Source organism: Streptomyces flavovariabilis (assembly GCF_000725785.1).
Classification (GTDB): domain Bacteria; phylum Actinomycetota; class Actinomycetes; order Streptomycetales; family Streptomycetaceae; genus Streptomyces; species Streptomyces hawaiiensis.
Genome location: NZ_JNXD01000001.1, coordinates 744,889 through 768,443, shown reverse-complemented (window position 1 = coordinate 768,443; position 23,555 = coordinate 744,889). Strand labels below are relative to the sequence as shown.

The window sequence follows — 23,555 nt, the reverse complement described above, 5'->3', positions numbered from 1 at the left end:
GGCGGGGCCCCCTCATGCGGTCAGCGTTCGAGGTGGACGCGGCCGCCGACCTCGGTCCATCCTCCCGGCTGGGGCGCCGTCAGGATCTGGGAACCCGCCCCCTGGATGATATTGAGGGCCCGGCCCAGCCGGTCGGTGAGCAGCAGGGCCGCGGCCCCGGTCGCCTCGTCCTCGTCGATGCCGTCGTCCCGGCCGGGGAAGGCCCGGGCCCGGATCCGCCCGGCGGGTTCGTCCTCCCACGCCCAGGCGTACACCCACTCCCCCGGCGGCGGCACGGCCAGGTCGTCGACCTCGGCGGCACTGCCGTACTGCCGCAGGGTCCGCGGCGGCACCCACTCCGCCCGGGCCTCGATCCAGCAGAACTCCCCGTCCTGCCGGGCGCCGGCCACCCCCGCGGAGGTGACGAGCTCGGGCACGTCGAGCAGCCAGGCCGTGCCCACGCAGGGATGCCCGGCGAAGGGCAGCCGCAGCGTCGGGGTGTAGATGTCGATCACTCCGCGCTCGGGATCGTCGACGAACACGGTCTCGCTGAACCCGACCTTCGCGGCGAACGCCTGCCGCTCACTCCGCTCCGGCATCACGGAACCCTCACGCACGACCCCGAGTTCGTTGCCGTACCCACCGTTCGGCCCGCAGAAGACGCGGAGCACGTCGTAGTCAGTCACGAGGGGCATTCTCCCCGGTCAGGAGCGTGCGCCGGTGAGGCAGGGGGCGGGATGCGACCTTTGACCCTCCCTTGACTCGACCATGGGGGCGATTTTGGGCCACTTAGGTAATCCTTATGCCTGTCTTAGGTGAGCCTCACCTTCTCTCTCCTGGAGCTCTCATGCGACCCGCCCGTCCCGCTTCCGTCGTCATCGCCGCCGCCGCGGCCCTGGCCGCCGTCACCGGCTGCACCGAGAAGAGCGACGCGAAGGACGGCGACCACGTGATCAACGTGACGGCGACGGACGACGAGTGCCGGGTGTCGAAGAAGGAGTTCCCGGCCGGGCACGTCGAGCTGGCCGTCGAGAACAAGGGCTCCAAGGTCACCGAGGTCTACGTCCTCTTCCCCGACGACCGCGTGGTCACCGAGCGGGAGAACATAGGCCCCGGCACCAAGCAGCGGGTCACCGCCGAGGTGAAGGCCGGCGACTACCAGATCGCCTGCAAGCCCGGCATGAAGGGCGACGGCATCCGACAGGCCGTCAAGGCCACCGGCGGCAAGGCCGTACAGCGCGACCCCCGCCTGGACAAGGCCGTCGCGGCCTACCGCGCCTACGTCCAGCAGCAGGCCGACGAGACGCTGCCGAAGGCCGAGGCGTTCGCGAAGGCCGTCGAGGACGGCGACCTCGAAGCCGCGAAGAAGGCCTACGCCCCCTCCCGCATCGGCTGGGAGCGCACCGAGCCGGTCGCCGAGTCGTTCGGCGACATCGACCCCAAGGTCGACGTCCGCGAGGACGGCCTGGAGGACGGCCAGGACCCGGCCACCGACTGGACGGGCTGGCACCGCCTGGAGAAGGCCCTCTGGCAGGACAAGAAGATCGGCACCCGCGAGAAGGACCTCGCCGGCCTGCTGATCAAGGACCTGAAGGACTGGCAGAACCGGGTCGGCAAGGCCGAGATCACCCCCACCTCCATGGCCAACGGCGCCAAGGAACTCCTCGACGAGGTCGCCACCGGCAAGGTCACCGGCGAGGAGGAGCGCTACTCCCACACCGACCTGGTCGACTTCAAGGCCAACGTCGAGGGCGCGCAGAAGTCGTACGACCTGCTGAAGCCGGTCGCTAAGGAGAACGACGCGGCCCTCGTCACCGAACTCGACGAGCAGTTCGCGGCCCTGGACAAGCTGCTGGACAAGTACCGCCCCGACACCACGTCGTACGACTTCACCTCCTACGACAAGGTCGGCAAGGCCGACCGCAAGGAGCTCTCGGACGCGGTCAACGCCCTGGCGGAGCCCCTGTCGAAGCTCGCCGCGGCCGTGGTGAAGTAGCGATGACGGACACCGGCTCCCCCTCCCCCAGCCGCCGTTCCCTGCTCGGCTGGGGCGGCGCGGGCCTGGCACTCGGCGCGGCCGCGGCGGGCGGGGCGGCGGCGATGGCCCGCACCGAGGACGGCACCGAACCGGCCGGCTCGGCGATCGCCTTCCACGGCCCGCACCAGGCGGGCATCGCCACCCCGGTGCAGGACCGCCTGCACTTCGCCGCGTTCGACGTGACGACCGACGACCGGGACGCCTTCGTTCAGCTGCTGAAGGACTGGACGGCGGCCGCCCGCCGCATGACGGCCGGACACACCGTCGGCGAGGGCGCCTACGGCGGCCTGGCCGAGGCGCCCCCGGACGACACCGGCGAGGCCCTCGGCCTGAAGCCCTCCCGCCTGACCCTCACGATCGGCTTCGGCCCGTCCCTGTTCGAGAAGTTCGACCTCACGGACCACCGCCCGGAGGCCCTGGCCGACCTGCCGAAGTTCGCCGGCGACAACCTCGACAAGAACCGCAGCGGCGGCGACCTGTGCGTCCAGGCCTGCGCCGACGACCCCCAGGTCGCGGTCCACGCCGTCCGCAACCTGGCCCGCATCGGCTTCGGCAAGGTCGTCATCCGCTGGTCGCAGCTCGGCTTCGGCAAGACGTCGTCGACGACACCCGAGGCGCAGACGCCACGCAACCTCATGGGCTTCAAGGACGGCACCCGCAACATAGCGGGCACGGAACCGGACCGACTGAAGAAGTTCGTCTGGGTGGACGAGAAGGACGGACCGCGCTGGATGGAGGGCGGCTCCTACCTGGTCGCCCGCCGCATCCGCATGCACATCGAGACCTGGGACCGCACCTCCCTCCAGGAGCAGGAGGACATCTTCGGCCGCGACAAGGGCGAGGGCGCCCCGGTCGGCAAGGCCAAGGAACGCGACGAGCCGTTCCTGAAGGCGATGAAGCCCGACGCGCACGTCCGGCTCGCGCACCCCGACACCAACCACGGGGCGACGATCCTGCGCCGCGGCTACTCCTTCACCGACGGCACGGACGGCCTCGGTCGCCTGGACGCGGGCCTGTTCTTCCTGGCCTACCAGCGCGACGTCCGCAAGGGCTTCATCCCGATCCAGCGCAGCCTGGCCGCGGACGCGCTCAACGAGTACATCCAGCACGTGGGTTCGGCGCTCTTCGCCATCCCGCCGGGCGTCCGCGACCAGGACGACTGGTGGGGCCGGACGCTGTTCTCCGAGGAGGCCTGAGCCCGTGTTCTCCAACTACCTGATCGGCCTGCGCGAGGGCCTGGAGGCGAGCCTCGTCGTCTGCATCCTCATCGCCTACCTGGTCAAGACGGACCGCAGGGACGCCCTGAAGCCGATCTGGACCGGCATAGCCGTCGCGATCGCCCTCGCGCTGGGCTTCGGCTGCGCCCTCGAATTCGGCTCCCAGGAACTGACGTTCCAGGCGCAGGAGGCACTCGGCGGCTCGCTGTCGATCCTCGCGGTGGGCCTGGTGACGTGGATGGTGTTCTGGATGCGCCGCACAGCCCGCCACCTCAAGTCCGAGCTGCACGGCAGGCTGGACGCGGCGCTGGCGATGGGCACAGGCGCGCTGGTCGCGACGGCCTTCCTCGCGGTGGGCCGGGAGGGCCTGGAAACGGCCCTGTTCGTCTGGGCGTCGATCCACGCCGCGAGCGACGGCACGCCGCGCCCCCTGCTCGGCGTCGCCCTGGGCCTCCTGACGGCGGTCCTCCTGGGCTGGCTGTTCTACCGGGGCGCGCTGCGCATCAACCTGGCGAAGTTCTTCACGTGGACCGGCGGCATGCTGGTGGTCGTCGCGGCCGGCGTCCTGGCCTACGGCTTCCACGACCTCCAGGAGGCCGACTTCCTGCCCGGCCTCACCGACAAGGCCTTCGACATCTCCGGCACGATCCCTCCGGACAGCTGGTACGGCACCCTCCTCAAGGGCGTCTTCAACTTCCAGCCCGACCCCACCACGCTCCAAGTGGCGGCCTGGCTCCTGTACTTGATCCCGACCCTGGCCCTGTTCCTGGCCCCGGCCCGGACGGCGACGCCAACTCCGCTGCGCGACAGGGCGTGACAACCCACCGCCCTCGACGCGAATGCCGGGTGGGTGCGCAACCCGGCGGAACGGGGTGCCGCTGCGCCCACCCGTGCCGCCCCAAGCGGCACGCATGCCCGCAGCTAGGGCCGCCGTACGACGCAAGGGGCCGTGCCGGGGGGTGTCCGCCCGCAGCTGGTTGGCGCGTCAACGGACAGTCAGTCGGCGTGAGACCCCATCGCGCCGTTCCGAGGACGGACACCCCCCGGCACGGCCCCGACCCACCACCCGGCGAAAGGCGAAGGCGCGCACCCGCCCCACCCCCACCCCCGGCCCAACCGCCAGAGGCACCCGGTAGGGTTCGCCTCCGGAAAGGGGAAGGTGAAGGTACCCGATGAGCAGGGATCGCGACCCTCGAACGCTCCGCAGGCCCGCCCGGAGCGCCCTCATAGCAACCTCGGCGACCGCTTTGTCGCTGACGGCCAGTGGATGCGTCGTCGTGCACGGCGAACGGGAGATCCTCCCGTCCACGACCCGCGCCGAAGCCGCCAAGGCCCTCCAGGAGTTCACGACCGCGTACAACGAGGCCGACAAGGCCTTCGACGGCACCCTGGACGCCGACCACACCACCGGTGCCCTTGCCGACATCGACTCGGCCCGCCTGAAGGCCGGGAAGGCGAACAACCCGGACGGCAACCCGAACCACACCCCGCTGAAGCTGACGGACGCGAAGTTCACCATCCCCAAGAAGGCCGGCTGGCCCCGCTGGTTCGTCGTCGACGCGGCCGGCAACAAGGGCGGCGCCGCCCGCTGGCTGCTGGTGTTCACCCGCAGCAGCCTGGACGACCCGTTCCAGGTCGCGTACCTGACGCTCGTCGCCCCGGGCAAGGTCCCGCAGTTCAAGAAGGACGCCGACGGCTGGGCCGAGTCCGTCCCCGCCAACTCCACCGACCTGGCCACGGCCCCCGGCGCCCTGAGCCGGACGTACGCGACCTACCTGAAGAGCGGCGGAGAGACCTTCGCGGACGGCGCCCACACCACCCAGTGGCGTGCCCTGCGCCAGAAGAACTCCAAGAAGCCGGGCATGGTCACCCAGTACATCGACGAGCCGCTGACGAACGGCGACTACGCACCGCTGGCCCTGCGCACGGCGGACGGCGGGGCCCTGGTCTTCTTCACCACACGCCACTTCGAGAAGCAGACCGCCTACGCGGGCACGTCCGTCCCCGCCCCCAACAAGGACGTCCTCGCCCTGACGAAGGGCGAGATCAAGCAGTCCCTCACGATGGAGTTCGTCTCCAACGAGGTGGCACTGGATCCCAAGGGCCAGGGCAAGGTGACGATCCTGGGCAGGATCCAGGGCCTGACCTCGGCGGAAGGCTCGTAGACAAGTAGACAATGCTTGCACGGCACAGCCGCCGACAAGCCTCAGTGCCGCGGCGGCCAGCCCGCTCCGGCGGCGTGGTCGGCGTCGTCCGCGCCGACATAGCGCCCGCAGACCTCCGTGAGCACCTCCAGCAGGCTCAGCGGATCCGGCAGCGCGTGCTCCGGCCCGCGCACCCACCGCACCGCCTGGTCCTCACCGGGCAGCCGCGCCGGCGGCACGAGGACGTAGGAACCCCGGCAGTGCCAGCGCAGCCCGGGGTGCTCGTCCGCGGTCTCGGGGTGGCAGTCCAGTTCGCACGGCCACCACTCGTCCTCGTCCTCGGGCGTACCGCGGGTGAGCGTGAAGAAGAGGAGGCGGCCGTCGTCGCTCTCGGCGACCGGTCCGACCTCGACACCGGCGGCGAGCAGCCGCTCCAACGCGTCGCGACCGGCATCGAGGGGCACGTCGAGGACGTCGTGCACCATGCCGGTCGCGGTGATGAAGTTGGCCTGCGGCTGGTGGCGGGCCCAGCGCTCGATCTGGGCGCCGTCGGTGGTGGACTGCGTCTGCCAGGCGAAGGACACCGGGTGCCGGGCGGGAGTGGGGCAGCCGACCCGGTCGCAGGAGCAGCGGTACCCGGCCGGGTGGGCGGCGGGCGCGAGAGGCAGTCCCGCGTCGGCGGCGGCGAGCAGCAGGGCCTCACGGCCGCCGTCCCCGGCGGTCTCCTTGGGCCGGCGCCCGGCGCGCAGCCACTGGGTGAGTTTGCCCTGCAGGCCGGTCCGGCCGCCGAACTCCGCGCTCATCAATCCCCTCGCCTCGCCGTCGTGCGCAACAGCATGCCTCATGGTCCCATCTTCGCGCGCACCGGGGGGCCAGTGCCCACATCCGGGACAGGAAGGACGCAAACGTACACCAGGCGTCTCGACGGGAGAGAAGCGGCGAGCCCCGCTCTGCCCCGTGATCGGGTGTCATTGCCTGCTTTGCCGTGACATGGCGTCCTACCGTGGTCGCCATGGTCACTTGGATCGCGCTGACGGGTCTGGCCTCCGTGGCTTCCGTGGTCTCGCTGACTCTCACGGGGCCCGGCGGCCGCGCCCCGGCCCCGCTGGAGTGGGGGGCGGGGCCGCTGACCGTGGCGGCCCTGCCCCGGATCACGTACGTCGCGCACCGCGGCGGCGCCCGCGAGGTCCCCGAGAACAGCATGGCGGGGCTGGCGGCCGCCTACGAGCGCGGGACGGCGCAGGTGCTGGACTTCGACACGCGACTGCTGCGCGACGGCACGCCGGTGGTGTTCCACGACGAGACCCTGAACCGCACCACGTACCTGGGCGGTGAGGTGCGCGGCCTGGACGCCGGGGAGTGGCAGGGCGTACGGCTGCGCCCGAAGGACAGGCTCCCGGGGAGCTGGCGGTCGGAGCGGCCGCCGACGGTCGCCGAGGTGCTGGATCGTTTCGGCGGGCGGATCGTGCTGATGCTGGAGGCGAAGGACCCGCGGAGCCTGGACCGGCTGGCCGCGCTGATCCGGGCCCGCGGCCTGACCCGCTCGGTGTTCGTGAACTCCAACGACCCCGAGGTGGCCCGGCGCGTCCACCGCCTCGGGCTGCTCGCGCAGTTGTGGCGCTCGGCGGAGCAGCTGCGCACGGACCGCCCGGAGCGCTGGCGGTCGTTCGTGGACCTGCTGGACGTGGACCACCGGGCGCGCGACGCGGATCTGGTGCGGGCGGTGAACTCGGGGATCGCGCGGGTGTGGGCGCACACCGTGGTGACGGACGCGCAGCGGGACCGGGTACTGGCGCTGGGCTGCTCGGGCGTGATCACGGACGCGCCGGGGCGGCTGGCCCGGGCCGCTCAGCGCGGGGCGAGGCCGTGAAGGGCGTAGTCGACGAGGGTGTCGGTGTACTCGTGGGAGATCGGGCCCGTGTGCTGGAGCCAGCGCTGGGCGAGCGGGGAGATGAAGAACTCCAGGGCGATGCGCGGGTCGATCTCGGGCCGCACCTGGCCGGCGTCCTGCGCAGCGCGCAGCCGGCCGATGTAGAGGTCGAGTGAGGGCTGCATCAGCTTGGCCACGAGTTCACGCCCGAGCTGCTCGTTGACGACGCCCTCGGCGGCCAGCGCGCGGGAGGGCGCCTCGAACCTCGGGTCGCGCAGTTCGTCGACGGTGGCCCGCAGGACGGCCTTGAGGTCGGCGGCGAGGTCGCCGGTGTCCGGGAAGGTGTACGGCACCGCCCCGGCCTCCTCCGTGGACTGCTCGGCCAGGTCGAGGAACGCCTCCATCAGAACGTCCGCCTTGGACGACCACCATCGGTAGATCGTCTGCTTGCCGACACCGGCGCGGGCGGCGATGCCCTCGATGGTGGTCTTGGGGTAGCCGACCTCCACGACGAGCGCGAGGGCGGCGTCGTAGATGGCGCGGCGGGACTTCTCGCTGCGCCGGGTGGAGTCGGGGGCGGGCTTGCCGGGGGCGGGCTGGGACTTCTGGACGGCCATGCGTCGAATTTATCAGGTTGACAAGACGGAGCGTCTCGCGGACAGTGGAGCGCACGCACGAGACGAACCGTCTCGTCACGTGGAGAAGACAGGGAAGGAACCCGAGATGACCCGAGGCGGAGCCGGAAACATGCTGGGTGTCGGCGGATCACGCAAGAAGCTCGGCCGCGGGGCGCTGCGCGGCGGCGGCCGGGGCGACCGGATCGGCGGCGGCGTCGACCCGCAGGCCCAGAAGCGCGAACTGCTGCGCAAGCTTCAGGAGAAACGGCAGCAGGGAGCACGGAAGGAGGGCACGGCCGACGAGGCGTCGTGACCCTCCCCCACGCACGGGATCGTCCCGGCCTGTCCGGCGCGGGTCGATCTTGTGCGTAGCCGGCAGAAGCTCAGGAGGGCGGCCAGGTGTCTCCCCAGTCGGCGTCCCGTGCAGCCTTGTAGAGGTCGCCGTGTCGTTTGGTGACGGTGGCGCGGCGCAGGGACGGTTCGCTCTCGCACAGGTCCAGGAGCACCTGGCCCTTGCGGATCTGGGGGCGCCTGACGACGCGGGAGGGCGCCGGCTCGACGGGGAAGCGGGCGGCGGCGACGTAGGCGAACTTCTCGTCCTCGTAGGGGAGGGAGCCACCCTTGACCTGGCGGTGCAGGGAGGAGCGGCTGACCCGGGCGGAGAAGTGGCACCAGTCCGTGCCGGGCGCGATGGGGCAGGCGGCGCTGTGCGGGCAGGGGGCGGCGATCCGGAAACCGGCGGTGATCAGCCGGTCGCGGGCCTCGATGAGACGGCCGTAGCCGTCGGGGGTGCCGGGTTCGACGATCACGACGGCCTGCGCGGCCGCCGCGGCGGCGTCGACCAGGGCGGTGCGGTCGGCGGCGGTCAGCTCGTTGAGGACGTAGGAGACGGTGACGAGATCCGTGCTCTCGAGGGTGAGCGCCGCTCCGATCCGGGAGCGCTGCCAGCGTACGTCCCTCAGCTCCGGGTTGGCCGCGGCGATCTCGCGTCCGAGGGCGAGCGCGGGTTCGGCCCAGTCGAGCACGGTGACGGGCCGCTCCCCGCCCCAGACCGCGCTCACGGCCCAGGCCGCGGCGCCCGTGCCCCCGCCCAGGTCGGTGTGCCCGCCCGGCACCCACTCGGGCGCGGCGTCCGCGAACGCCTCCAGCGCGGAGCGCACGGCCTCGAAGGTCGCGGGCATCCGGTAGGCGGCGTAGGCGGCGACGTCGGCCCGGCCCCGGAGGATGGGAGCGTCGGTCGGGGTGGCCCCCCGGTAGCTGGCGATCAGCCGCTCGACCGCCTGCGAGGCCTGCCGGGGCGGCAGCCCGTCGAGCAGACCGGCGAGGGCGGCGCGGAGGTTTTCGGCCGGGGGTGCGGGGGCGTTCACCCGGTGATTCTACGAGGCGGACCGGGGCAGGCGACGAGCCCGGGACGGACCCCCGCCCGAGACGGGCCAAGGGCGAGCGGCAAGCCCGAGACGGGTCCCGCCCGAGACGGACTCAGGGGCAAGCGGCCAGCCCGAAGCGGGCTCAGGGGCAGGCGGCCAGCCCGAAACGACCCCCGCCCGAAGCGGGCTCAGGGGCAAGCGGCCAGCCCGAAGCGGGCTCAGGGGCAAGCGGCCAGCCCGAGGCGGACCAAGGGCAGGCGGCGAGCCCGGGCAGAGGCCCCGCCCGCGCTAGCCCGCCACAGACCGGCCGGCCCGGCGGCGAGCCAAGCGCCCTTCCCCGGGGCCGGCCGGGCCGCCCGCCCGGCCGTGGTGAGAGGGCGCGACCGCCGATCCACAGCGTCCACCGAGGCTGTGACTGTGACGTCCAGGACGTCACCCTTTGCCCGGGCACCCCCGGCTCACCCCTCACTTCGCCGGAGCCCCCGGCAGAGGTCACCGCACCGCCCGGGCCACTCGCGACGCCGCTGCCGCCCTCGGGGCGTTGTCCGGGCGGCGGCGGCGTGGGTGGACCGCGTTGGTGAGGAGGATCAGGAACGTGTCCGTGGCCGGGTCGAGGACGAGGGACGTGCCCGTGAAGCCCGTGTGGCCCGCCGCGCCGCGACCGGCCAGGTCGCCCATGAACCACGGCTGGTCGAGGGAGAAGCCGAGGCCCGGCGGGGTGAAGAGCAGTTCGACGAAGTCGGGGCCGAGGATGCGGGCGGGGCCGTAGGAGCCGCCCGCCAGGAGGGTGCGGCAGAACACCGCGAGGTCCCGGCCGGTGGAGAACAGCCCGGCGTGGCCCGCCACTCCCCCGAGGGCCCAGGCGTTCTCGTCGTGGACCTCGCCCCGCAGCATCCCCCGGTCCGTCTTGGCCCAGGGCCGCCGCTGGTCCTCCGTCGCCGCGGCGCCCGGGCACGGCCCGAAGTCCGTCGCCGTCATGCCCAGCGGCCGGGTGATGCCGTCGTGGACGAGAACGTCGAGGGTGCGGCCGGTGACGCGCTCCAGGACGTACTGGAGGAGCAGCATGTTGAGGTCGGAGTAGCAGTAGGTGCCCGGCGCCCCGACCGGCGCCTCGGCCCGGAGTGCAGCCAGCCGCTGTCCGTCGTCGGCGCAGTCGTACAGCGGCAGTTCGGGCCGCAGCCCGGAGGTGTGGGTGAGCAGCTGCCGTACGGTGATGCCGTGCCGGGCGGCGGCCGTGAAGTCGGGCAGGTACGCGCCGACCCTCGCGTCGATGCCGAGCGTGCCGCGCTCGATCTGCTGCACGGCGGCCACGGACGTGAAGAGTTTGGTCAGGGACGCCAGGTCGAAGGGCGTGGCGACGGTCATCGGGACCCGCTCCTCGGGCGGCAGCTCCACCCCGGCGTCGGCGTCCGGGTCGTAGGCCGCGTAGCGCAGGGCCCAGCCCGCCGCCTCCTCGACCGCGATCACCGGGCCGCGTCCGACGACCAGGACAGCGCCGGGTGCCCAGGGGCGCTGCCCGGTGGTGAGGACGTGGACCTCCCGGACGAGGTGACGCAGTTCCGCGGGGTCGAGTCCGGCCCGCTCCGGCGTGCCGTCGCGCAGTCTGGGTGCGCTCAGCTGACTGCCCCCTCCACGCTCGCGCGGCCGCTCTCCTTCTTCCAGGGTCGGCACATTCCCACGAAGCAGGCCACTGCCACCAGTGCGGCGGCCAGTTGGACGACGGCCATCGGGAGGGCGGTGTCCTCCCCGGCGACGCCGACGAGGGGGGAGGCGATCGCGCCGATGAGGAAGGAGGACGTGCCGAGCAGGGCCGACGCGGAACCGGCCGCGTGCTTGGTGCGCATCAGGGCGAGGGCCTGGGTGTTGGGCAGGGTGATGCCCATCGCGGACATCAGCACGAACAGCGCGGCGGCCACGGGCACCAGACCGACCTCACCGAAGACGCCGAGGGACAGCAGCAGCAGCGCGGTCGCGGCGGTGACGACGATCGCGAGGCCGGTCCCCAGCACCCGGTCGAGGTCGACCCGGCCGACGAGGATCTTGCCGTTGATCTGGCCGACGATGACCAGCCCGACGGAGTTGAGTCCGAACAGCAGGCTGAACGTCTGCGGGGAGGCGCCGTAGATCTCCTGGATGACGAACGGGGACGCCGAGATGTAGGCGAAGAGGGCGGCGAAGGCGAAGCCGCCGGTGAGCATGTAGCCGGTGAAGGAGCGGTCGGCGAGGAGTGTGCGCATCGAACGCAGGGCCTCGCCGACGCCGCCGCTGTGCCGGTCGGCGGGCGCCAGGGTCTCGGGCAGCCGCGCCCAGACCAGGGCCCCGATCAGCACGCCGATGACCGTGAGCACGGCGAACACGCCCCGCCAGTCCGTGACGCGCAGGACCTGCCCGCCGATCAGCGGCGCCACGATCGGGGCGACCCCGGAGATCAGCATGAGGGTGGAGAAGAAGCGGGCCATGGCCATGCCGTCGTAGAGGTCGCGGACGACGGCCCGGGCGATGACGATGGCGGCGGCGCCCGCGAGGCCCTGGGCCAGCCGGAAGGCGACCAGCAGCTCGACGGTCGGCGCGAGTGCGCACAGGACGGTGGCGACGATGAAGACGGCGAGCCCGGCGAGCAGCGGGCGGCGGCGGCCCCACCGGTCGCTCATCGGCCCGACGACGAGCTGCCCGAGCGCCATGCCGGCGAGGCAGGCGGTGAGGGTGAGCTGGACGGTCGCGGCGGGCGCGTGCAGGGAGCGGGTGACCTCCGGCAGGGACGGGAGGTACATGTCCATCGCCAGGGGCGGTACGGCGGTCAGGCTTCCGAGGAGGAAGGTGACCAGGAGTCCGGTGCGGCGGTGCGATGTGAGGTCGGGGGATTTCGTCCCGGTCGCGGCCCCCTGCGCGGTGTTCGATATGGACGCCCCACCCTCGGGCATGAGTCCCTCCCTTTTCGAGTCGATCGCCACCTATGCTCTCAGCTCGTACGGACTGCTCGGGGTCACGAGGTGGAGGCGGAGCGCAATGACGGCGGACACGGTGCGGTGGGGGATCCTGGCGACCGGCGGAATAGCGAGCGCGTTCACCGCGGATCTGATCGACCTGCCGGACGCGGAGGTCGTGGCGGTGGCATCGCGGTCCGAGGCGTCGGCGAAGACGTTCGCGGAGCGGTTCGGGATCCCCCGGGCCTACGGCGACTGGAACGCGCTCGCGCAGGACGAGGACATCGATGTCGTCTACGTCGCCACCCCGCACACGGCGCACCGGACCGCCGCCGGGCTGTGTCTCGCGGCCGGGCGGCACGTGCTGTGCGAGAAGCCCTTCACGCTGAACGTGCGCGAGGCGGAGGAACTCGTCGCGCTGGCGCGCGAGCACGGGCGCTTCCTGATGGAGGCGATGTGGATGTACTGCAACCCGCTGGTACGGCGGCTCAAAGCCCTGGTCGACGACGGGGCGATCGGCGAGGTGCGCAGCGTCCAGGCCGACTTCGGGCTGGCCGGCCCCTTCCCGCCCTCGCACCGACTGCGGAACCCGGAGCTGGGTGGCGGCGCGCTGCTCGATCTCGGCGTGTATCCGGTGTCGTTCGCGCAGCTGCTGCTCGGGGAGCCGTCGGACATCACGGCGCGGGCGGTCCTCTCCGAGGAGGGTGTCGACCTCCAGACGGCGGCGGTGCTCTCCTTCGACAGCGGCGCGCTCGGTTCGGTGCACTGCTCCCTCGTGGGCGGTACGGCGACCTCCGCGTCGGTGACCGGCTCCAAGGGCCGGATCGACATCCCGCACGGGTTCTTCTTCCCGGAGCAGTTCGTCCTGCACCGGGACGGCCGCGACGCCGAGGAGTTCACGGCCGACCCGGCGGACGGCCCCCGCAACAGCCTCCGTCACGAGGCGGCCGAGGTGATGCGGGCCGTGCGCGCCGGTGAGACCGAGTCCCCGCTGGTCCCGCTCGACGGCACGCTCGCCGTGATGCGGACGCTCGACGCGATCCGGGGCCGGGTCGGCGTCCGCTACCCGGGCGAGGACCCGGACGAGGACCTCACGGCGGAGCTCACGCCGGCTTGAGCCCTGGGTCCCGCAGCGTGTGGATGCGGCTCCCGTACGCTGCGGGCCCATGAATGCCAAGGACAATGCAATCGCGGTGGTGACCGGGGCGGGTTCCGGCATCGGCCGGGCGGTCGCCGTGGAACTGCTGCGCGCGGGCTGGTCGGTGGCGCTGGCGGGCCGTCGCGTCGAGACGCTGGAGGAGACGGCGGCCCTGGCGTCCGAGGGCACGCACGAGGGCCCAACCGGAGGCACCAGCGGGGGCGCAGCCGGGGGCGCAACTGGGGGTGCCGCTCTCGCCGTACGGACGGACGTCTCACGCCCCGAGGACGTGGCCGCCCTCTTCGCCGCCACCGTCGAGCGTTTCGGCCGGGTCGACCTGCTGTTCAACAACGCGGGCACGTTCGGCCCCGGCGGGGTGCCGGTCGAGGAACTGCCCTACGAGGCCTGGCGGCACGTGGTGGACACCAACCTCAACGGGGCGTTCCTGTGCGCGCAGGCGGCGTACCGGCAGATGAAGGAGCAGGACCCGCAGGGCGGCCGGATCATCAACAACGGCTCGATCTCCGCACACACGCCCCGCCCGCTGTCGGTGGCCTACACGGCGACCAAGCACGCGCTGACCGGCCTGACCAAGTCGCTGTCGCTGGACGGGCGGCCGTACGGCATCGCGGTGGGGCAGATCGACATCGGCAACGCGGCCACCGACATGACCTCCCGTATGCAGACGGGAGCGCTCCAGGCAAACGGGGAAATCGCCCCGGAACCGGTGATGGACGTCGCGGACGTGGCCCGCACGGTGCGGCACATGGCGGAGCTGCCGCTGGAGGCGAACGTGCAGTTCGCGACGGTGCTGGCCACGGCGATGCCGTACGTCGGACGCGGCTGAGCGCGCGGCGCAGGTCGTCAACTCATCAACTTGCACAACCGGAATAGAAACGTCCGCACCATTGCGGCCGGTAGGGCCCTTATGCTCAACTCTCCTACACCAAAGCTTCACAGTTGGAGCAGAGCGCTCCCGTCAGCCATATCCAGGGGGGAGGCGGCAGTCGTTCCACAGCACCGGGTGGGGGTGGATTCCGCGAGGGACCGCGGAGTACGCACCGGTGGGCGTGGAACGACTGCCGCTCACATCAAAGACCGATGAGGGATCACCGCCCGAGCAGCCGGTCTGCCTCGGCCAGCTGCGCCCCGGTCAGCGCCCCCTTCTCCAGAGCCCCCGCGTTCTCCTCCGCCTGGGCGACCGAGCGGAAACCGGGGATGGGAACCGTCCGCGGGCTGCGCGCCCACAGCCAGGCCAGGGCGCCCTGGGCGAGAGTGCGGCCCTCGCTGGTGAGGACCTCTCTGAGGGCGTCGACACGAGCGAGCCACTCCGGATCGGCGCCGGACCCGTCGCCGAAACCCTGCAACCAGGCCGGGGGCCTGCTGCGGATGTCCCCGGCCTCCAACGGCTGCCGCTCCCGGCGCTTGCCGGTGAGCAGCCCCATGGCGAGCGGACTGCGGTTGACGCTCGCGAGGCCCGCCTCCTCACAGAGCCGGAGCATCGCGGGCGCGTCGTTCAGGACGTTGAGAGCGTGCTGGACGGCGGCGCAGTGCGGCCCCTCGGCGAACACGGCGGCGCGCACGGGATCGTCCGTGCTCCACGCGTAGGCCCGTATCAGTCCCTCGCGGACCAGTTCCTCGCACGCGTCCCGGAGCAGGGCGGCCTGCTCGGGCCCGGCGTCGGAGAGATGGAACTGGTAGAGATCGACGTAGTCGGTGCCGAGCCGGTCCAGGGACGCGGTCAGGGCGCGGCGCAGGTAGGCCGGGGAGGCGTCGCTGCCGGTGAGGGTCCTGGTGTTCTCGTCGAACACGTTGCCCCACTTGGTGGCGACGACGACATCCGCCCTGCGCTTGCCGAGGGCCCGGCCGAGCACGCGTTCACTGTGCCCGGCGCCGTAGGTGTCGGCGGTGTCGAAGAAGGTGACGCCCAGGTCGAGGGCGCGTCGCACCGCCCGTACCGACTCCTCGTCGTCGACCCTGCCCCAGCCGAGCGGCTGCCCGTCGGCGGCCTGCCATTCACCGCCGATCGCCCAGCAGCCGAAGCCGAGTGCGCTCACCTCGATGCCGCTGCGTCCCAGCGGCCGTGTGGTCTCCATGCAGGGAGGCTAGAAGTTGGAGTGCACGCGAGGACAAGCCCCGCGGGGGTCTGGGTTTCAGGCCTGCCCGGTCTCGAAGCGCGTGATCCTGCCGTCGTCGTCCACGGTGAAGCTCCACCGGGTGCGCATCTCGCCCCAGGTGTCGTTGCTGTAGCGGGCGATGAGGGAACGGCCGCCGTTGGACTCGTTGTCGACCTCCATGTGGCCGTGGGAGGAGAAGATCTCCCGGTCCACCCAGTCGTCGAGGTCGCGGTCGGAACCGTCGTCCGTCATGGTCGCGCCCGGCGCGAGGAGCGCCATGAAGCTCTCACGGTCGTGGTTGTTCACGGCGGCCACGAAGGCCCGGACGGCCGGATCGCTCAGGCGCGTGGTCTGAATCGTCATGCGAGCCAGCCTCGTACCGGCCACGCCCGCACGCCACCCGTGCCACCCGAACGGCGTCCCGCGCGGCTCCGCCAGGTGTGGCCCGGGGCCGCGGATGCGACGGTGAAACCGGCGAGAGACGCCCTGCTGTCCCGTTCCTGCTATCCCGTTCCTGCTGTTCCTGCTGTTCCTGCTGTCCGCTCCGGGAGACGACGTGACGCGTAACGACCGACGTGATCTTGGCCTGCTGCTGCTCCGGCTGGGAGCGGGCGGTGCGCTGGCCGCCCACGGCGCGCAGAAGCTGTTCGGCTGGTTCGGCGGGCACGGCATCGAGGGGACCGGCCAGTTCATGGAGTCCGTCGGCTACGTCCCCGGCAAGGCGAGCGCGACGGCGGCGGGCCTCGCGGAGACCGGCGGCGGCACGCTGCTGGCCCTGGGCCTGGCCACCCCGGCCGCGGGCGCGGCGGCGGCCGGCGCGATGGCGGGCGCGGCGGCGGTGCACGCCCCCAACGGCTTCTTCAACCAGGGCGGCGGCTACGAGTACGCGGCGACCCTGGGCCTGACAGCCGCGGGCCTGGCCGTCACCGGCCCGGGCCGCCTCTCCCTGGACCACCTGCTCGGCCACGCGGTGAACCGCGGCTGGATGATCCCGGCGGCGTTCGCGGCGACCGCGGCGGGAACGGCGGTGGTGGTGGGCGCCCGGGCGCGGCGGCTGCGGAAGGCGAAGGAGGGGGAGCAGGAGTCGTTGTTCGAGGAGGAGTACATGGAGTAGGGGACGGCCGGGGCCGGGGCGTTGTCAGTCCCGCATGGCAGGCTGCGCCCCTATGAACGAGCAGACCCCCACCCCTGAACTCTGGTCCACCATCGACGCCTTGTCGGAGTGGCTCGACACCAACCGCCCCGTCGAGGGCCGCGAGGGCGTCCTCCTGCGCATCCTGAAACTGTCCGAGGAGGTCGGGGAGGTCTCCCAGGCGGTGATCGGGGCGACGGGGCAGAACCCGCGCAAGGGCGTCACACACACATGGGAGGACGTGCAGGCGGAGCTGTGCGACGTCGTCATCACGGCGCTGATGGCGCTGCGGATGCTGACGCCGGAGGCGCGGGAGGTGTTCGGGGGGCATCTGGAGCGGGTCGCGCAGCGGTCACTGGGGGCGGTTTCTCCCTCCCTCGCGACATCCCGTCTCCCCGAGAACCGGCAGGCCGGCGGGGGTGAGACATCCCAGCCTCCCACAGGGGCCCTCGGCGGTTGATCGGTCACGCAGCGGTGTGAGAGACCTCTTCGTGGCTCGGCGCGGAAGGACGAAGGCGCTGAGTTCCGATCCGACGAAGGGGGAAACACATGAGCGTGTTCAGCGGGGTGCGCACCAAGGCGGGGGTCGTCTCGGGCGCCGTGCTGCTGGCCGGTCTGGGAATCGGCGCGACGAGCGGCACCGCGGCCGCCGCGTCGGGCGACTGCCCGAAGGGCTGGTTCTGCGTCTGGGCCGGCGAGAACTACACCGGCCGCATGCAGAAGGTCCAGTACGACAACGCGGACCTGTCCTCGCACACCGTCTTCGCCAACGGCTTCCGCTCCGCCTTCAACAACGGCAACAGCTGCGATGTGCAGGTGTACGGCGGTAAGAACTACACCAAGTCCCTCGGCACGCTCAAGCGTGGCCAGAAGGGCAGCTCCGACGAAGTGACGATCAAGGTCCTCTCCAACAGGTGGGTCAACTGCCGCTGACCGACGCACGGTCCGCCGGCGCACCTGGCCTGCCGACGGGCGGCGACTCACTGACCCGAGCCGGTCAGGGGGCGTCGCCGCCCTCGCCCGGCGGGGGGTCCTCGGCGGCGGCGGCGCAGTGGGGCCAGTCGGAGAAGGTCTCGTCCTGAGCCCACAGCCGGTGTGCCGCCCGGATGTTCCAGTCCGGGTCCATGGCCTTCTCCGGGGTGCCCCGCAGATCGCGCAGCCGGGCGTCGGAGATCTGGAAGATGCCCCAGTTCCGGGTGCCGTTGGTGTTGGGTGTGATGTAGAGGGGGTCCAGGAAGGACTGGCAGCGGGCGATCCGCACGGCCGTGTCCGCCTTCTTCCCGAAGACCTCGTGGATACGGTCGGCCACCTGCTTCTTGCTCCAGGTCTTCAGGGACACGTCCTCGTCGTACAGCGCCCGCTTGGTGTCGTCGTCGACGATGCCGTCCACGTTCAGTCCGACCCGCAGCTGGAACGCCTCGACCCGGCGCAGGGTCTCGGGGCCGAAGATGCCGTCGATCCCTATGGTCACTCCGGTTCTGGACAGCAGCAGCTGGACCTCCCGGACACACCTGTCGCTCTGACCGTCGCGGACCGGCTCCTTGCACTCACCGGTGAACAAGGGACGGTTGTCGGCCACGGTCTCGGACGGTTCCTCAGCGCCCTCGTTCCCTATCAGGGCGGCGGCGGCGAGCGCGGCGGCAGAGAGCACGGCGGCAACGGTCCACGGCCACCGGAGCGACCGGGAGTCTCCGGCCCCCACGGCCTCCCGGCCCTCTTCAGCGGGAGTTGCGGCGGGGCTCAAGACCTCGGTTTCGCCGCCGACCGGCCCGTCCTCGACAGGCACCGGCGTCGAGGCCCCGGCGGCAGCGGGTTCCGGCACTGGAGACGGCGTACGCGGCTCGCTCGCCAGCACCCACAGCCGGTGCAGCTCCGTCACCTCGTCCCGGTCAGCCCCGGCCTGCCGGGCTAGCCGCCTGACCACGTCGAAGTCGGCGGGTACGGCCCTGCCCGAGCAGTACCGGTGCAGCGCGGAACGGCTGATGTCCAGCCGGGTGGCGAGCGTCTCGTAACTGTGTGGCGTGCGTTCCTTCAGCGCGAGAAGCGCCTCGGCGAACTCCCTGACACGGGCCTCGGCCCGATCGCCCTGCATCTTCTCGGACCTCCGCAGCATGATCCCCCGGCGCACGCGGTGCCCATGCTACGGAAAAGCGGGCGCTTCGGCATCAACTGTGGCCGCATGCAGACGAGTTCACAGCTGATCCACGGGTTCCACCGTGACGTTGCAGTGCGGCCACGCGCGGAAGTCCTCGTGCCGGGACCACAGCCGGTGGGCGGCCCGGATGTTCCACTCCGGGTCCAGCGCGTCCACGGGGGTTCCGTCCAGCTCCCGCAGGTGGGACTCGGAGAGCTGGAAGACGCCCCAGGTACGGGTGGAATCGGCCTGGGACGTCGTGGCGAGCGGCTCCAGCAGGGACTGGCACTCGGCTGTGCGCACGGCCTGCCCGGCGTCCCGGTCGAAGACCTCGCGGATGCGGTCCGCCACGCGCTCCTCGCTCCAGGTCTGCAGGGAGACGTCCATGTCCTCGTCGTACAGCGCCTGCTTGGTCGCCGTGTCGACGACGCCGTTGTCGTGCAGCCCGGCGAACGTCTGGAAGGCCACGACCAGGCTGCGGGTGTCCCCGATGAAACGCCCGGTGACGTCGAGGTCCCCGCCGGCCTCCACCAGCAGGCGCTGGACCTCCCGGACGCATTCTCCCCTCTCTCCCATGCCGACCGGCCCCTTGCAGGCCTGCGAGAGCAGCAGTCGCTCCTCGTCGGACGCTCCCGCGGTGCCCCGTACGACACCCAGCAGCCCCGCGCCGACGACGACGGCGACCGCGACGCCGACCAGGTTCCTGGACCTCCACCGGGCCCTTGCGGCCACGGTCGGCCGCGCCCGCGGCCGAGGCACCTCCGGCTCGACCGGTTTCGGTGCCCGTCCCGAAGCATCCGGTTCGTCCGGCTCCGCATCCCTCCCCGGGGCATCCGGTTCGGTCGCCCGGACCCACAGCCGGTGCAGCCCGACCAGTTCGTCCCGGTCCGCCCCGCACCGCTTGGCGAAGCGCTCCACGGTCGCGAAGTCGGCCGGAACCGACGTGCCCGAGCAGTAACGGTGCAGCGCGGACCGGCTGATACCGGTCCGCGCCGCCAAGGTCTCGAAACTGTGCGGTGTACGGTCCTTCAACTCCCGCAACGCCGCCGCGAACTCCGTCCCTCCGCAGTGCCCCATCCCGGTCCTCCCCCGATGACACGGTGCGCGTGCAGACGGAGTGATGGTATCGGGACGGGCGCGGGGCAAGGGGGTTCAGCCGCGCCTCACCGTCTCAGGCACCGTTTCGGAGTTCACCGCAGTACCAGAGGTTGCGGTTCTCGTACCAACGCCACTTGAGATTGGTGCGCGACTGCTCGCCGTACTTGCCGTCCTTTCCGATGCCTTCCTTGCCCTGGGCGTACTCGAGCGCCTCCTTGGTGTCCTTGCCGAAGATTCCGTCGACTTCGAGGTTGCGGTCGTAGCACCAGTTCAGGTTCTTCTGCAGCGCCTTGACGGCTTTGCTTTCCGCACCCTGGTTCATGTAGCAGTCGATATCGCCGCCGTGGGCGGGGAGGTACGCCTTGTAGGAGCCGCCGGAAGCGGCCGCCCTCTTCTTGGTCACCTCGGAATTGCAGTAGCCCGCATAGGCGACGGCCGGTGTAGCGGTGGCCAGGCCGATTCCGGCGCAGGACAGCAGGACGGCGGCGGCGGAGATGGCCGACTTGGAGCGCAGTGCTCGGGTCTTGTTCACGTGATTGTCCCCCATGGGCTGGTGAGTGTGCGTGTGCTGCAGACTCGGCGCTCGTCCGAGGGCGCTGAGTTCACGGGTGGATGGTCGTCATGGCCGGGCAGGGGGCGTCAATCAGATGCGGAAGGTGCGGGAGGCAGGGATGTCCCACCCGGCCTGACCTGGTGATTCTCCGCGCGATGGGACGGCCGGCGGGACGGCTGCGAGCAGGGCGATATGCCGCACGGGGGGTGCTGCGCGGGGTCCGGGTGTCTCAAGAGGGTGTGCGAAAAAGCAGGTGTGCCGAAGTGGCGGACCAGTCGGGCGTACGCCGGGGACAACCACCCGATCTGCGAGCGCAGCTCCCTCGCACATCACCCAGGAAGCACGCAGGTCACTCGCCGATAACCCCACCATCGATGCAGAAGTCGAAGGCGATCTGGCCCCATAGGGCGTCGTCCGGGGAGGCCGTAGTCTGAGGATCTGCCAGGTCCAAAACTTCGTCGATCTCGTGCGGCAGAGCGTAGTCGTCCGCGAGTCGTGCAAGGTGCAAGATCAGCGGTAGAGCCAACCCTTCACGGCCCGCGCGGTAGTCCTCACTGAAACGCTGCTGGTGTACGAATGCGGACCATGCCTCGGCGTCATCGCCCGGCTGAAGGCACGCAACGGTCAGCTCAAGGAGGTCCGGGTTCCAGGCATTCACTGTCGGACGGTAGGAGTTGTTACCCGCTGCGTTGGTGTGCGGAGTCAGCTTCGCGTCATCGTTGGTGAGCTTCGTCTGCGTGCCGGACTTGCCGGTCGTGCTGTAGAAGACGCGGTCCGAGTCGCCCCGCGCCCCGGGCCGCCACAGCCCCATCGCGATGCCCCCGCGCTGCTGGCCCTCCAACTCCGGAGAGCGTTCCTCCGCCTCTGCCCAGCACTGGGCCGTCTCGTCCCGACTGCCGTCGGCGACCCGGACGACACGAAGCTGCTTGCCGTACAGACCGATCCGCTGGGTGGGGCCTCCGTCGAGGCCGAGCCTGTCCCGTTCCAAACCGTCGTTCCTCAGCCAAGGCCATCGCTTCCGGACGTCCTGAGCGTGGGCCATGACGAGCGTCGGGGTACTGCGCAGTTGCGCGAGGGTCTTCTTGACGAAGGCCGCCGTGAGGGCCGACTGCTCCGCGCTGTTCTTCCGTCCTTCAACCCGTCCCGTCAAGGTCTTGAGGAGTTCGGGGTACGGCACCCATTCGTGCATGTCGGCCGACTTGCCCAGCACGCACTTCGCGCCCGGCCGGATGAGCACCGCGATCGGCGTGAACTGCTGCTTGCCCGTGGGTCCGTCTAGGCGGCGTTCCACCAGATGGAAGGCCACCTGGTTCAGGTTCGCGGGGATGAGCGTGTCGCCGAGCGTGTGCTGGGGCACCAGCCGCATGCCGGTCTGACGCAGGCCGTCAGACCAGGCTGCGGCTGCACGCAGACCTGCATCGGCGAGAGCCTCGTCCGCCTCCATATCCGGGTCTGGCGGCCGGATGAACTGGGTCACCAGGCCTGCGTCCGCGCAGCCGAGGCGGATGGCGTGCTTGGGGTCGCTCCGTCGCTTGGCATGGCGGAAGGCGTCCTGCCCGTCGAGTTCCACGAAGGCCAGCCGGACCCCGGGGACGGCTTCCCGCAGGGCTGCCATGGCGCGCGCGACACCGGTACGGCGCTCCTCGATGGCCTTGTCGTGCTCCTGCCCCCGGCGCGGCGCACTGTCGTCTCCCAGCGGTGCACCCAAAACCCCCAGGGGCTGAGCGTGCAGCCGAACAGTGAGTTCCTCCGTCTCCCACACCCAGGTGTCGGGACCCTGCGCACGCCGGTGCCCGGCCAGCCCCAGCCCCGTCTCCGCCGCGGCGATCATCTGATCGCGGATGGCGTCGCTCTGGTGGAGCACGACCGCGGTGAGGTCTTCCCCTTCGAGTGCTTCGGCCAGGCGTGCCCGCAGCACCTGAGCGTTGTGGGCCGCGTTCAGCTCACGCTCATCCAGGATGACCGCGAGGTCTTCGGGATCCTTCTTTTCCACGTTCTTGGGAATGGACGGCAGCTTCTTGAGCTGCTTCCTGGGCGGCCGCGCGTACGCACTGCGCTCGAGCTTCGGAACGGGAACGAACTCGGGAGCGATCGCCTGCTCCGCCCACTCGATCAACCGTCGGCGTTCACTGGGCATCAGTCCGGTGCCGATCGTGTGCCTGCCCATGGCGGCCTGGTGCCCGATCGCGATCCGGATGCCATCCCGGCCGTGGATCCAGTGGCCGGCCTCCTTCACCAGCCGGTCCGGGGACGGCAGTGCGTCGAGTGCGCTGATCCGGGCGAGCATTCCTTCAGCTCCGCCCTGACGCCAGTCTGTGGTGCCGTTCTTCCACTCCAGCATGGCGACCGCAAAGCGCTGCGGCTGCGGGCCGTCGTGGACGAGGGAGTCGTCGGGGAGGAGGTACGCGGACACGCCCTTGCCGTACGGCATGTAGACCTTGCCGGTGACGAACCGGCGCACACCGGCGGCTACATGGACGCGCGGGACGGGCGAGAAGGGAACGGTGCGCACGGTGATGCGGAGGGTCGCCGCGTAGTAGGCCGGCTTGGCGTCGCCGCCTCGCCGCCTGGGTACGTATTCGATCACGTTCGACATCAGCTCGGCGCCCCCGCTTCCCTGACCCCGGGCACCCGTGCGGCCGGCGACCTGCCGGAACGACAGCTGCTGCCCGTGGTGTTCGTACGGTCCCTGGCACACGATCCGTTCGGCGAGGATGTCGGGAAGCAACCGGTACACGTGGGACGCGGGCAGAGCGGTTCCCCCGGGCGACAACTCCTGTTCGAGGAGGTCGATCTTGCCGGGCCGCCAGCTGAGAGCCCCGGTGTCGAGATCACGGAAGCAGTTCATCAGCAGGGCCGTGGTCTCGGGATCGTCGGCATCGCGCGGGAGGCTCTTGAGCCAGGTGGCGATGTAGAGGTTCGTCACCGCCATCGGGTACGCGTCCTGGCAGTACAGCCAGGGGGTCTCCGAGCCGAACCGTGCCGTGGAGTCGACCGTGACGATGTCCGGCGCGGTGGCGCGCATCAGCTGGTTGACCGCCGCTGTGGGTACGCGGCGCCATCGCTCGGCCTGCCCCTCGGTCATTCCGCCGTGGTAGAGGCGCAGGAGTGGTTCCTCCCAGTGGGCAGGCAGGGAGAGCGTGTGCATCGGGACGACGAAGGGCCCCTGTGCCGGGTCGGGAAGGTATGCCGCCGGGCGGTTGTACTGGTAGGCCATGGTGCCGTTC

At 71.3% G+C, this 23,555-nt stretch carries 23 protein-coding genes; 11 read left to right on the top strand and 12 right to left on the bottom strand.

The genetic code is table 11. The annotated features are described in order from the left end of the window. Nucleotides 1-20: 20 nt before the first annotated feature. Entirely contained in the window at nt 21-665 is a 645-nt protein-coding gene (locus IO24_RS0103415) for a PhzF family phenazine biosynthesis protein (protein ID WP_031131619.1), read from the bottom strand. 161 nt (nt 666-826) lie between these two features. On the opposite strand from IO24_RS0103415, the gene efeO reads away from it, so the two are divergent. The 4 genes from efeO (at nt 827) to IO24_RS0103395 (ending at nt 5,399) form a co-directional block, all read left to right on the top strand. After that, complete coding sequence (gene efeO / locus IO24_RS0103410; protein WP_031131617.1) at nt 827-1,975, top strand: iron uptake system protein EfeO; 1,149 nt, start codon at nt 827-829, stop codon at nt 1,973-1,975. Nucleotides 1,976-1,977: 2 nt separating this feature from the next. After that, nucleotides 1,978-3,213, top strand: a complete 1,236-nt coding sequence (gene efeB, locus IO24_RS0103405) for an iron uptake transporter deferrochelatase/peroxidase subunit (RefSeq protein ID WP_031131614.1) — start codon at nt 1,978-1,980, stop codon at nt 3,211-3,213. A gap of 4 nt (nt 3,214-3,217) precedes the next feature. Next, complete coding sequence (gene efeU / locus IO24_RS0103400; protein ID WP_031131611.1) at nt 3,218-4,051, top strand: iron uptake transporter permease EfeU; 834 nt, start codon at nt 3,218-3,220, stop codon at nt 4,049-4,051. Between the two features lie 355 nt (nt 4,052-4,406). Continuing rightward, nucleotides 4,407-5,399 (top strand): SCO2278 family lipoprotein, encoded by a 993-nt coding sequence (locus IO24_RS0103395; RefSeq protein WP_078898761.1) that lies wholly within the window; start codon nt 4,407-4,409, stop codon nt 5,397-5,399. 41 nt (nt 5,400-5,440) lie between these two features. Here the strand turns inward: IO24_RS0103395 and IO24_RS0103390 are convergent, their stop codons facing one another. Beyond that, nucleotides 5,441-6,181 carry a bifunctional DNA primase/polymerase gene (locus tag IO24_RS0103390; protein ID WP_031131606.1) on the bottom strand — a complete coding sequence of 247 codons (741 nt, stop codon included), beginning with the start codon at nt 6,179-6,181 and terminating at the stop codon, nt 5,441-5,443. A gap of 209 nt (nt 6,182-6,390) precedes the next feature. Here IO24_RS0103390 and IO24_RS0103385 point away from each other — a divergent pair, with 209 nt between their 5' ends. Further along, on the top strand, nt 6,391-7,248 hold the full coding sequence (locus IO24_RS0103385) for a glycerophosphodiester phosphodiesterase (protein WP_031131604.1): 858 nt from the start codon (nt 6,391-6,393) through the stop codon (nt 7,246-7,248). Here the strand turns inward: IO24_RS0103385 and IO24_RS0103380 are convergent. Next, nucleotides 7,227-7,865, bottom strand: a complete 639-nt coding sequence (locus tag IO24_RS0103380) for a TetR/AcrR family transcriptional regulator (protein WP_031131602.1) — start codon at nt 7,863-7,865, stop codon at nt 7,227-7,229. The two genes, IO24_RS0103385 and IO24_RS0103380, sit on opposite strands and share 22 nt — an antisense overlap. Nucleotides 7,866-7,971: 106 nt before the next feature. Between IO24_RS0103380 and IO24_RS0103375 the strand changes: the two genes are divergently transcribed. Further along, on the top strand, nt 7,972-8,178 hold the full coding sequence (locus IO24_RS0103375; RefSeq protein ID WP_031131600.1) for a DUF6243 family protein: 207 nt from the start codon (nt 7,972-7,974) through the stop codon (nt 8,176-8,178). Between the two features lie 70 nt (nt 8,179-8,248). On the opposite strand, the gene IO24_RS0103370 is transcribed toward IO24_RS0103375, so the two are convergent. The 3 genes from IO24_RS0103370 to IO24_RS0103360 all read right to left on the bottom strand — a co-directional run bounded on the left by IO24_RS0103370 (nt 8,249) and on the right by IO24_RS0103360 (nt 12,153). Next, nucleotides 8,249-9,232, bottom strand: coding sequence for a small ribosomal subunit Rsm22 family protein (locus tag IO24_RS0103370; protein WP_031131598.1), 984 nt, complete (start codon nt 9,230-9,232; stop codon nt 8,249-8,251). A gap of 492 nt (nt 9,233-9,724) precedes the next feature. Beyond that, nucleotides 9,725-10,903, bottom strand: coding sequence for a serine hydrolase domain-containing protein (locus IO24_RS0103365; RefSeq protein WP_031131596.1), 1,179 nt, complete (start codon nt 10,901-10,903; stop codon nt 9,725-9,727). Then, on the bottom strand, nt 10,846-12,153 hold the full coding sequence (locus tag IO24_RS0103360; protein ID WP_031131595.1) for a multidrug effflux MFS transporter: 1,308 nt from the start codon (nt 12,151-12,153) through the stop codon (nt 10,846-10,848). Before IO24_RS0103360 ends, IO24_RS0103365 begins: the two co-directional genes overlap by 58 nt. An 85-nt stretch (nt 12,154-12,238) precedes the next feature. Between IO24_RS0103360 and IO24_RS0103355 the strand changes: the two genes are divergently transcribed. Then, nucleotides 12,239-13,273 (top strand): Gfo/Idh/MocA family protein, encoded by a 1,035-nt coding sequence (locus IO24_RS0103355; RefSeq protein WP_031131592.1) that lies wholly within the window; start codon nt 12,239-12,241, stop codon nt 13,271-13,273. A 49-nt stretch (nt 13,274-13,322) separates the two neighbouring features. Beyond that, a complete protein-coding gene (locus tag IO24_RS0103350; protein ID WP_031131589.1) occupies nt 13,323-14,141 on the top strand; it encodes an SDR family oxidoreductase in 819 nt (272 codons plus the stop codon). A 262-nt stretch (nt 14,142-14,403) separates the two neighbouring features. Here IO24_RS0103350 and IO24_RS0103345 read toward each other — a convergent pair whose 3' ends face one another. Next, complete coding sequence (locus IO24_RS0103345; RefSeq protein WP_031131586.1) at nt 14,404-15,390, bottom strand: aldo/keto reductase; 987 nt, start codon at nt 15,388-15,390, stop codon at nt 14,404-14,406. Between the two features lie 57 nt (nt 15,391-15,447). After that, nucleotides 15,448-15,774 carry a hypothetical protein gene (locus IO24_RS0103340; protein ID WP_031131583.1) on the bottom strand — a complete coding sequence of 109 codons (327 nt, stop codon included), beginning with the start codon at nt 15,772-15,774 and terminating at the stop codon, nt 15,448-15,450. A gap of 193 nt (nt 15,775-15,967) precedes the next feature. Between IO24_RS0103340 and IO24_RS0103335 the strand changes: the two genes are divergently transcribed. The 3 genes from IO24_RS0103335 to IO24_RS0103325 all read left to right on the top strand — a co-directional run bounded on the left by IO24_RS0103335 (nt 15,968) and on the right by IO24_RS0103325 (nt 17,476). Continuing rightward, nucleotides 15,968-16,525: a DoxX family protein gene (locus IO24_RS0103335; RefSeq protein WP_031131580.1), complete on the top strand. Its 558-nt coding sequence runs from the start codon at nt 15,968-15,970 to the stop codon at nt 16,523-16,525. 52 nt (nt 16,526-16,577) lie between these two features. Next, nucleotides 16,578-17,003, top strand: coding sequence for a MazG-like family protein (locus tag IO24_RS0103330; RefSeq protein ID WP_234335134.1), 426 nt, complete (start codon nt 16,578-16,580; stop codon nt 17,001-17,003). A gap of 89 nt (nt 17,004-17,092) precedes the next feature. Further along, the gene (locus IO24_RS0103325) at nt 17,093-17,476 is read left to right on the top strand and encodes a peptidase inhibitor family I36 protein (protein ID WP_031131576.1); all 384 of its coding nucleotides are present in this window, start codon (nt 17,093-17,095) and stop codon (nt 17,474-17,476) included. Between the two features lie 64 nt (nt 17,477-17,540). Here the strand turns inward: IO24_RS0103325 and IO24_RS0103320 are convergent, their stop codons facing one another. The 4 genes from IO24_RS0103320 to IO24_RS0103305 all read right to left on the bottom strand — a co-directional run bounded on the left by IO24_RS0103320 (nt 17,541) and on the right by IO24_RS0103305 (nt 23,545). Next, complete coding sequence (locus IO24_RS0103320) at nt 17,541-18,635, bottom strand: peptidoglycan-binding protein (RefSeq protein WP_031131574.1); 1,095 nt, start codon at nt 18,633-18,635, stop codon at nt 17,541-17,543. Nucleotides 18,636-18,734: 99 nt separating this feature from the next. Continuing rightward, a complete protein-coding gene (locus tag IO24_RS0103315; protein WP_037667123.1) occupies nt 18,735-19,754 on the bottom strand; it encodes a helix-turn-helix domain-containing protein in 1,020 nt (339 codons plus the stop codon). A 94-nt stretch (nt 19,755-19,848) separates the two neighbouring features. Then, nucleotides 19,849-20,307, bottom strand: a complete 459-nt coding sequence (locus tag IO24_RS0103310) for a peptidoglycan-binding domain-containing protein (RefSeq protein ID WP_031131570.1) — start codon at nt 20,305-20,307, stop codon at nt 19,849-19,851. A gap of 370 nt (nt 20,308-20,677) precedes the next feature. Then, entirely contained in the window at nt 20,678-23,545 is a 2,868-nt protein-coding gene (locus IO24_RS0103305; RefSeq protein WP_031131568.1) for a pPIWI_RE module domain-containing protein, read from the bottom strand. Nucleotides 23,546-23,555: the final 10 nt, after the last annotated feature.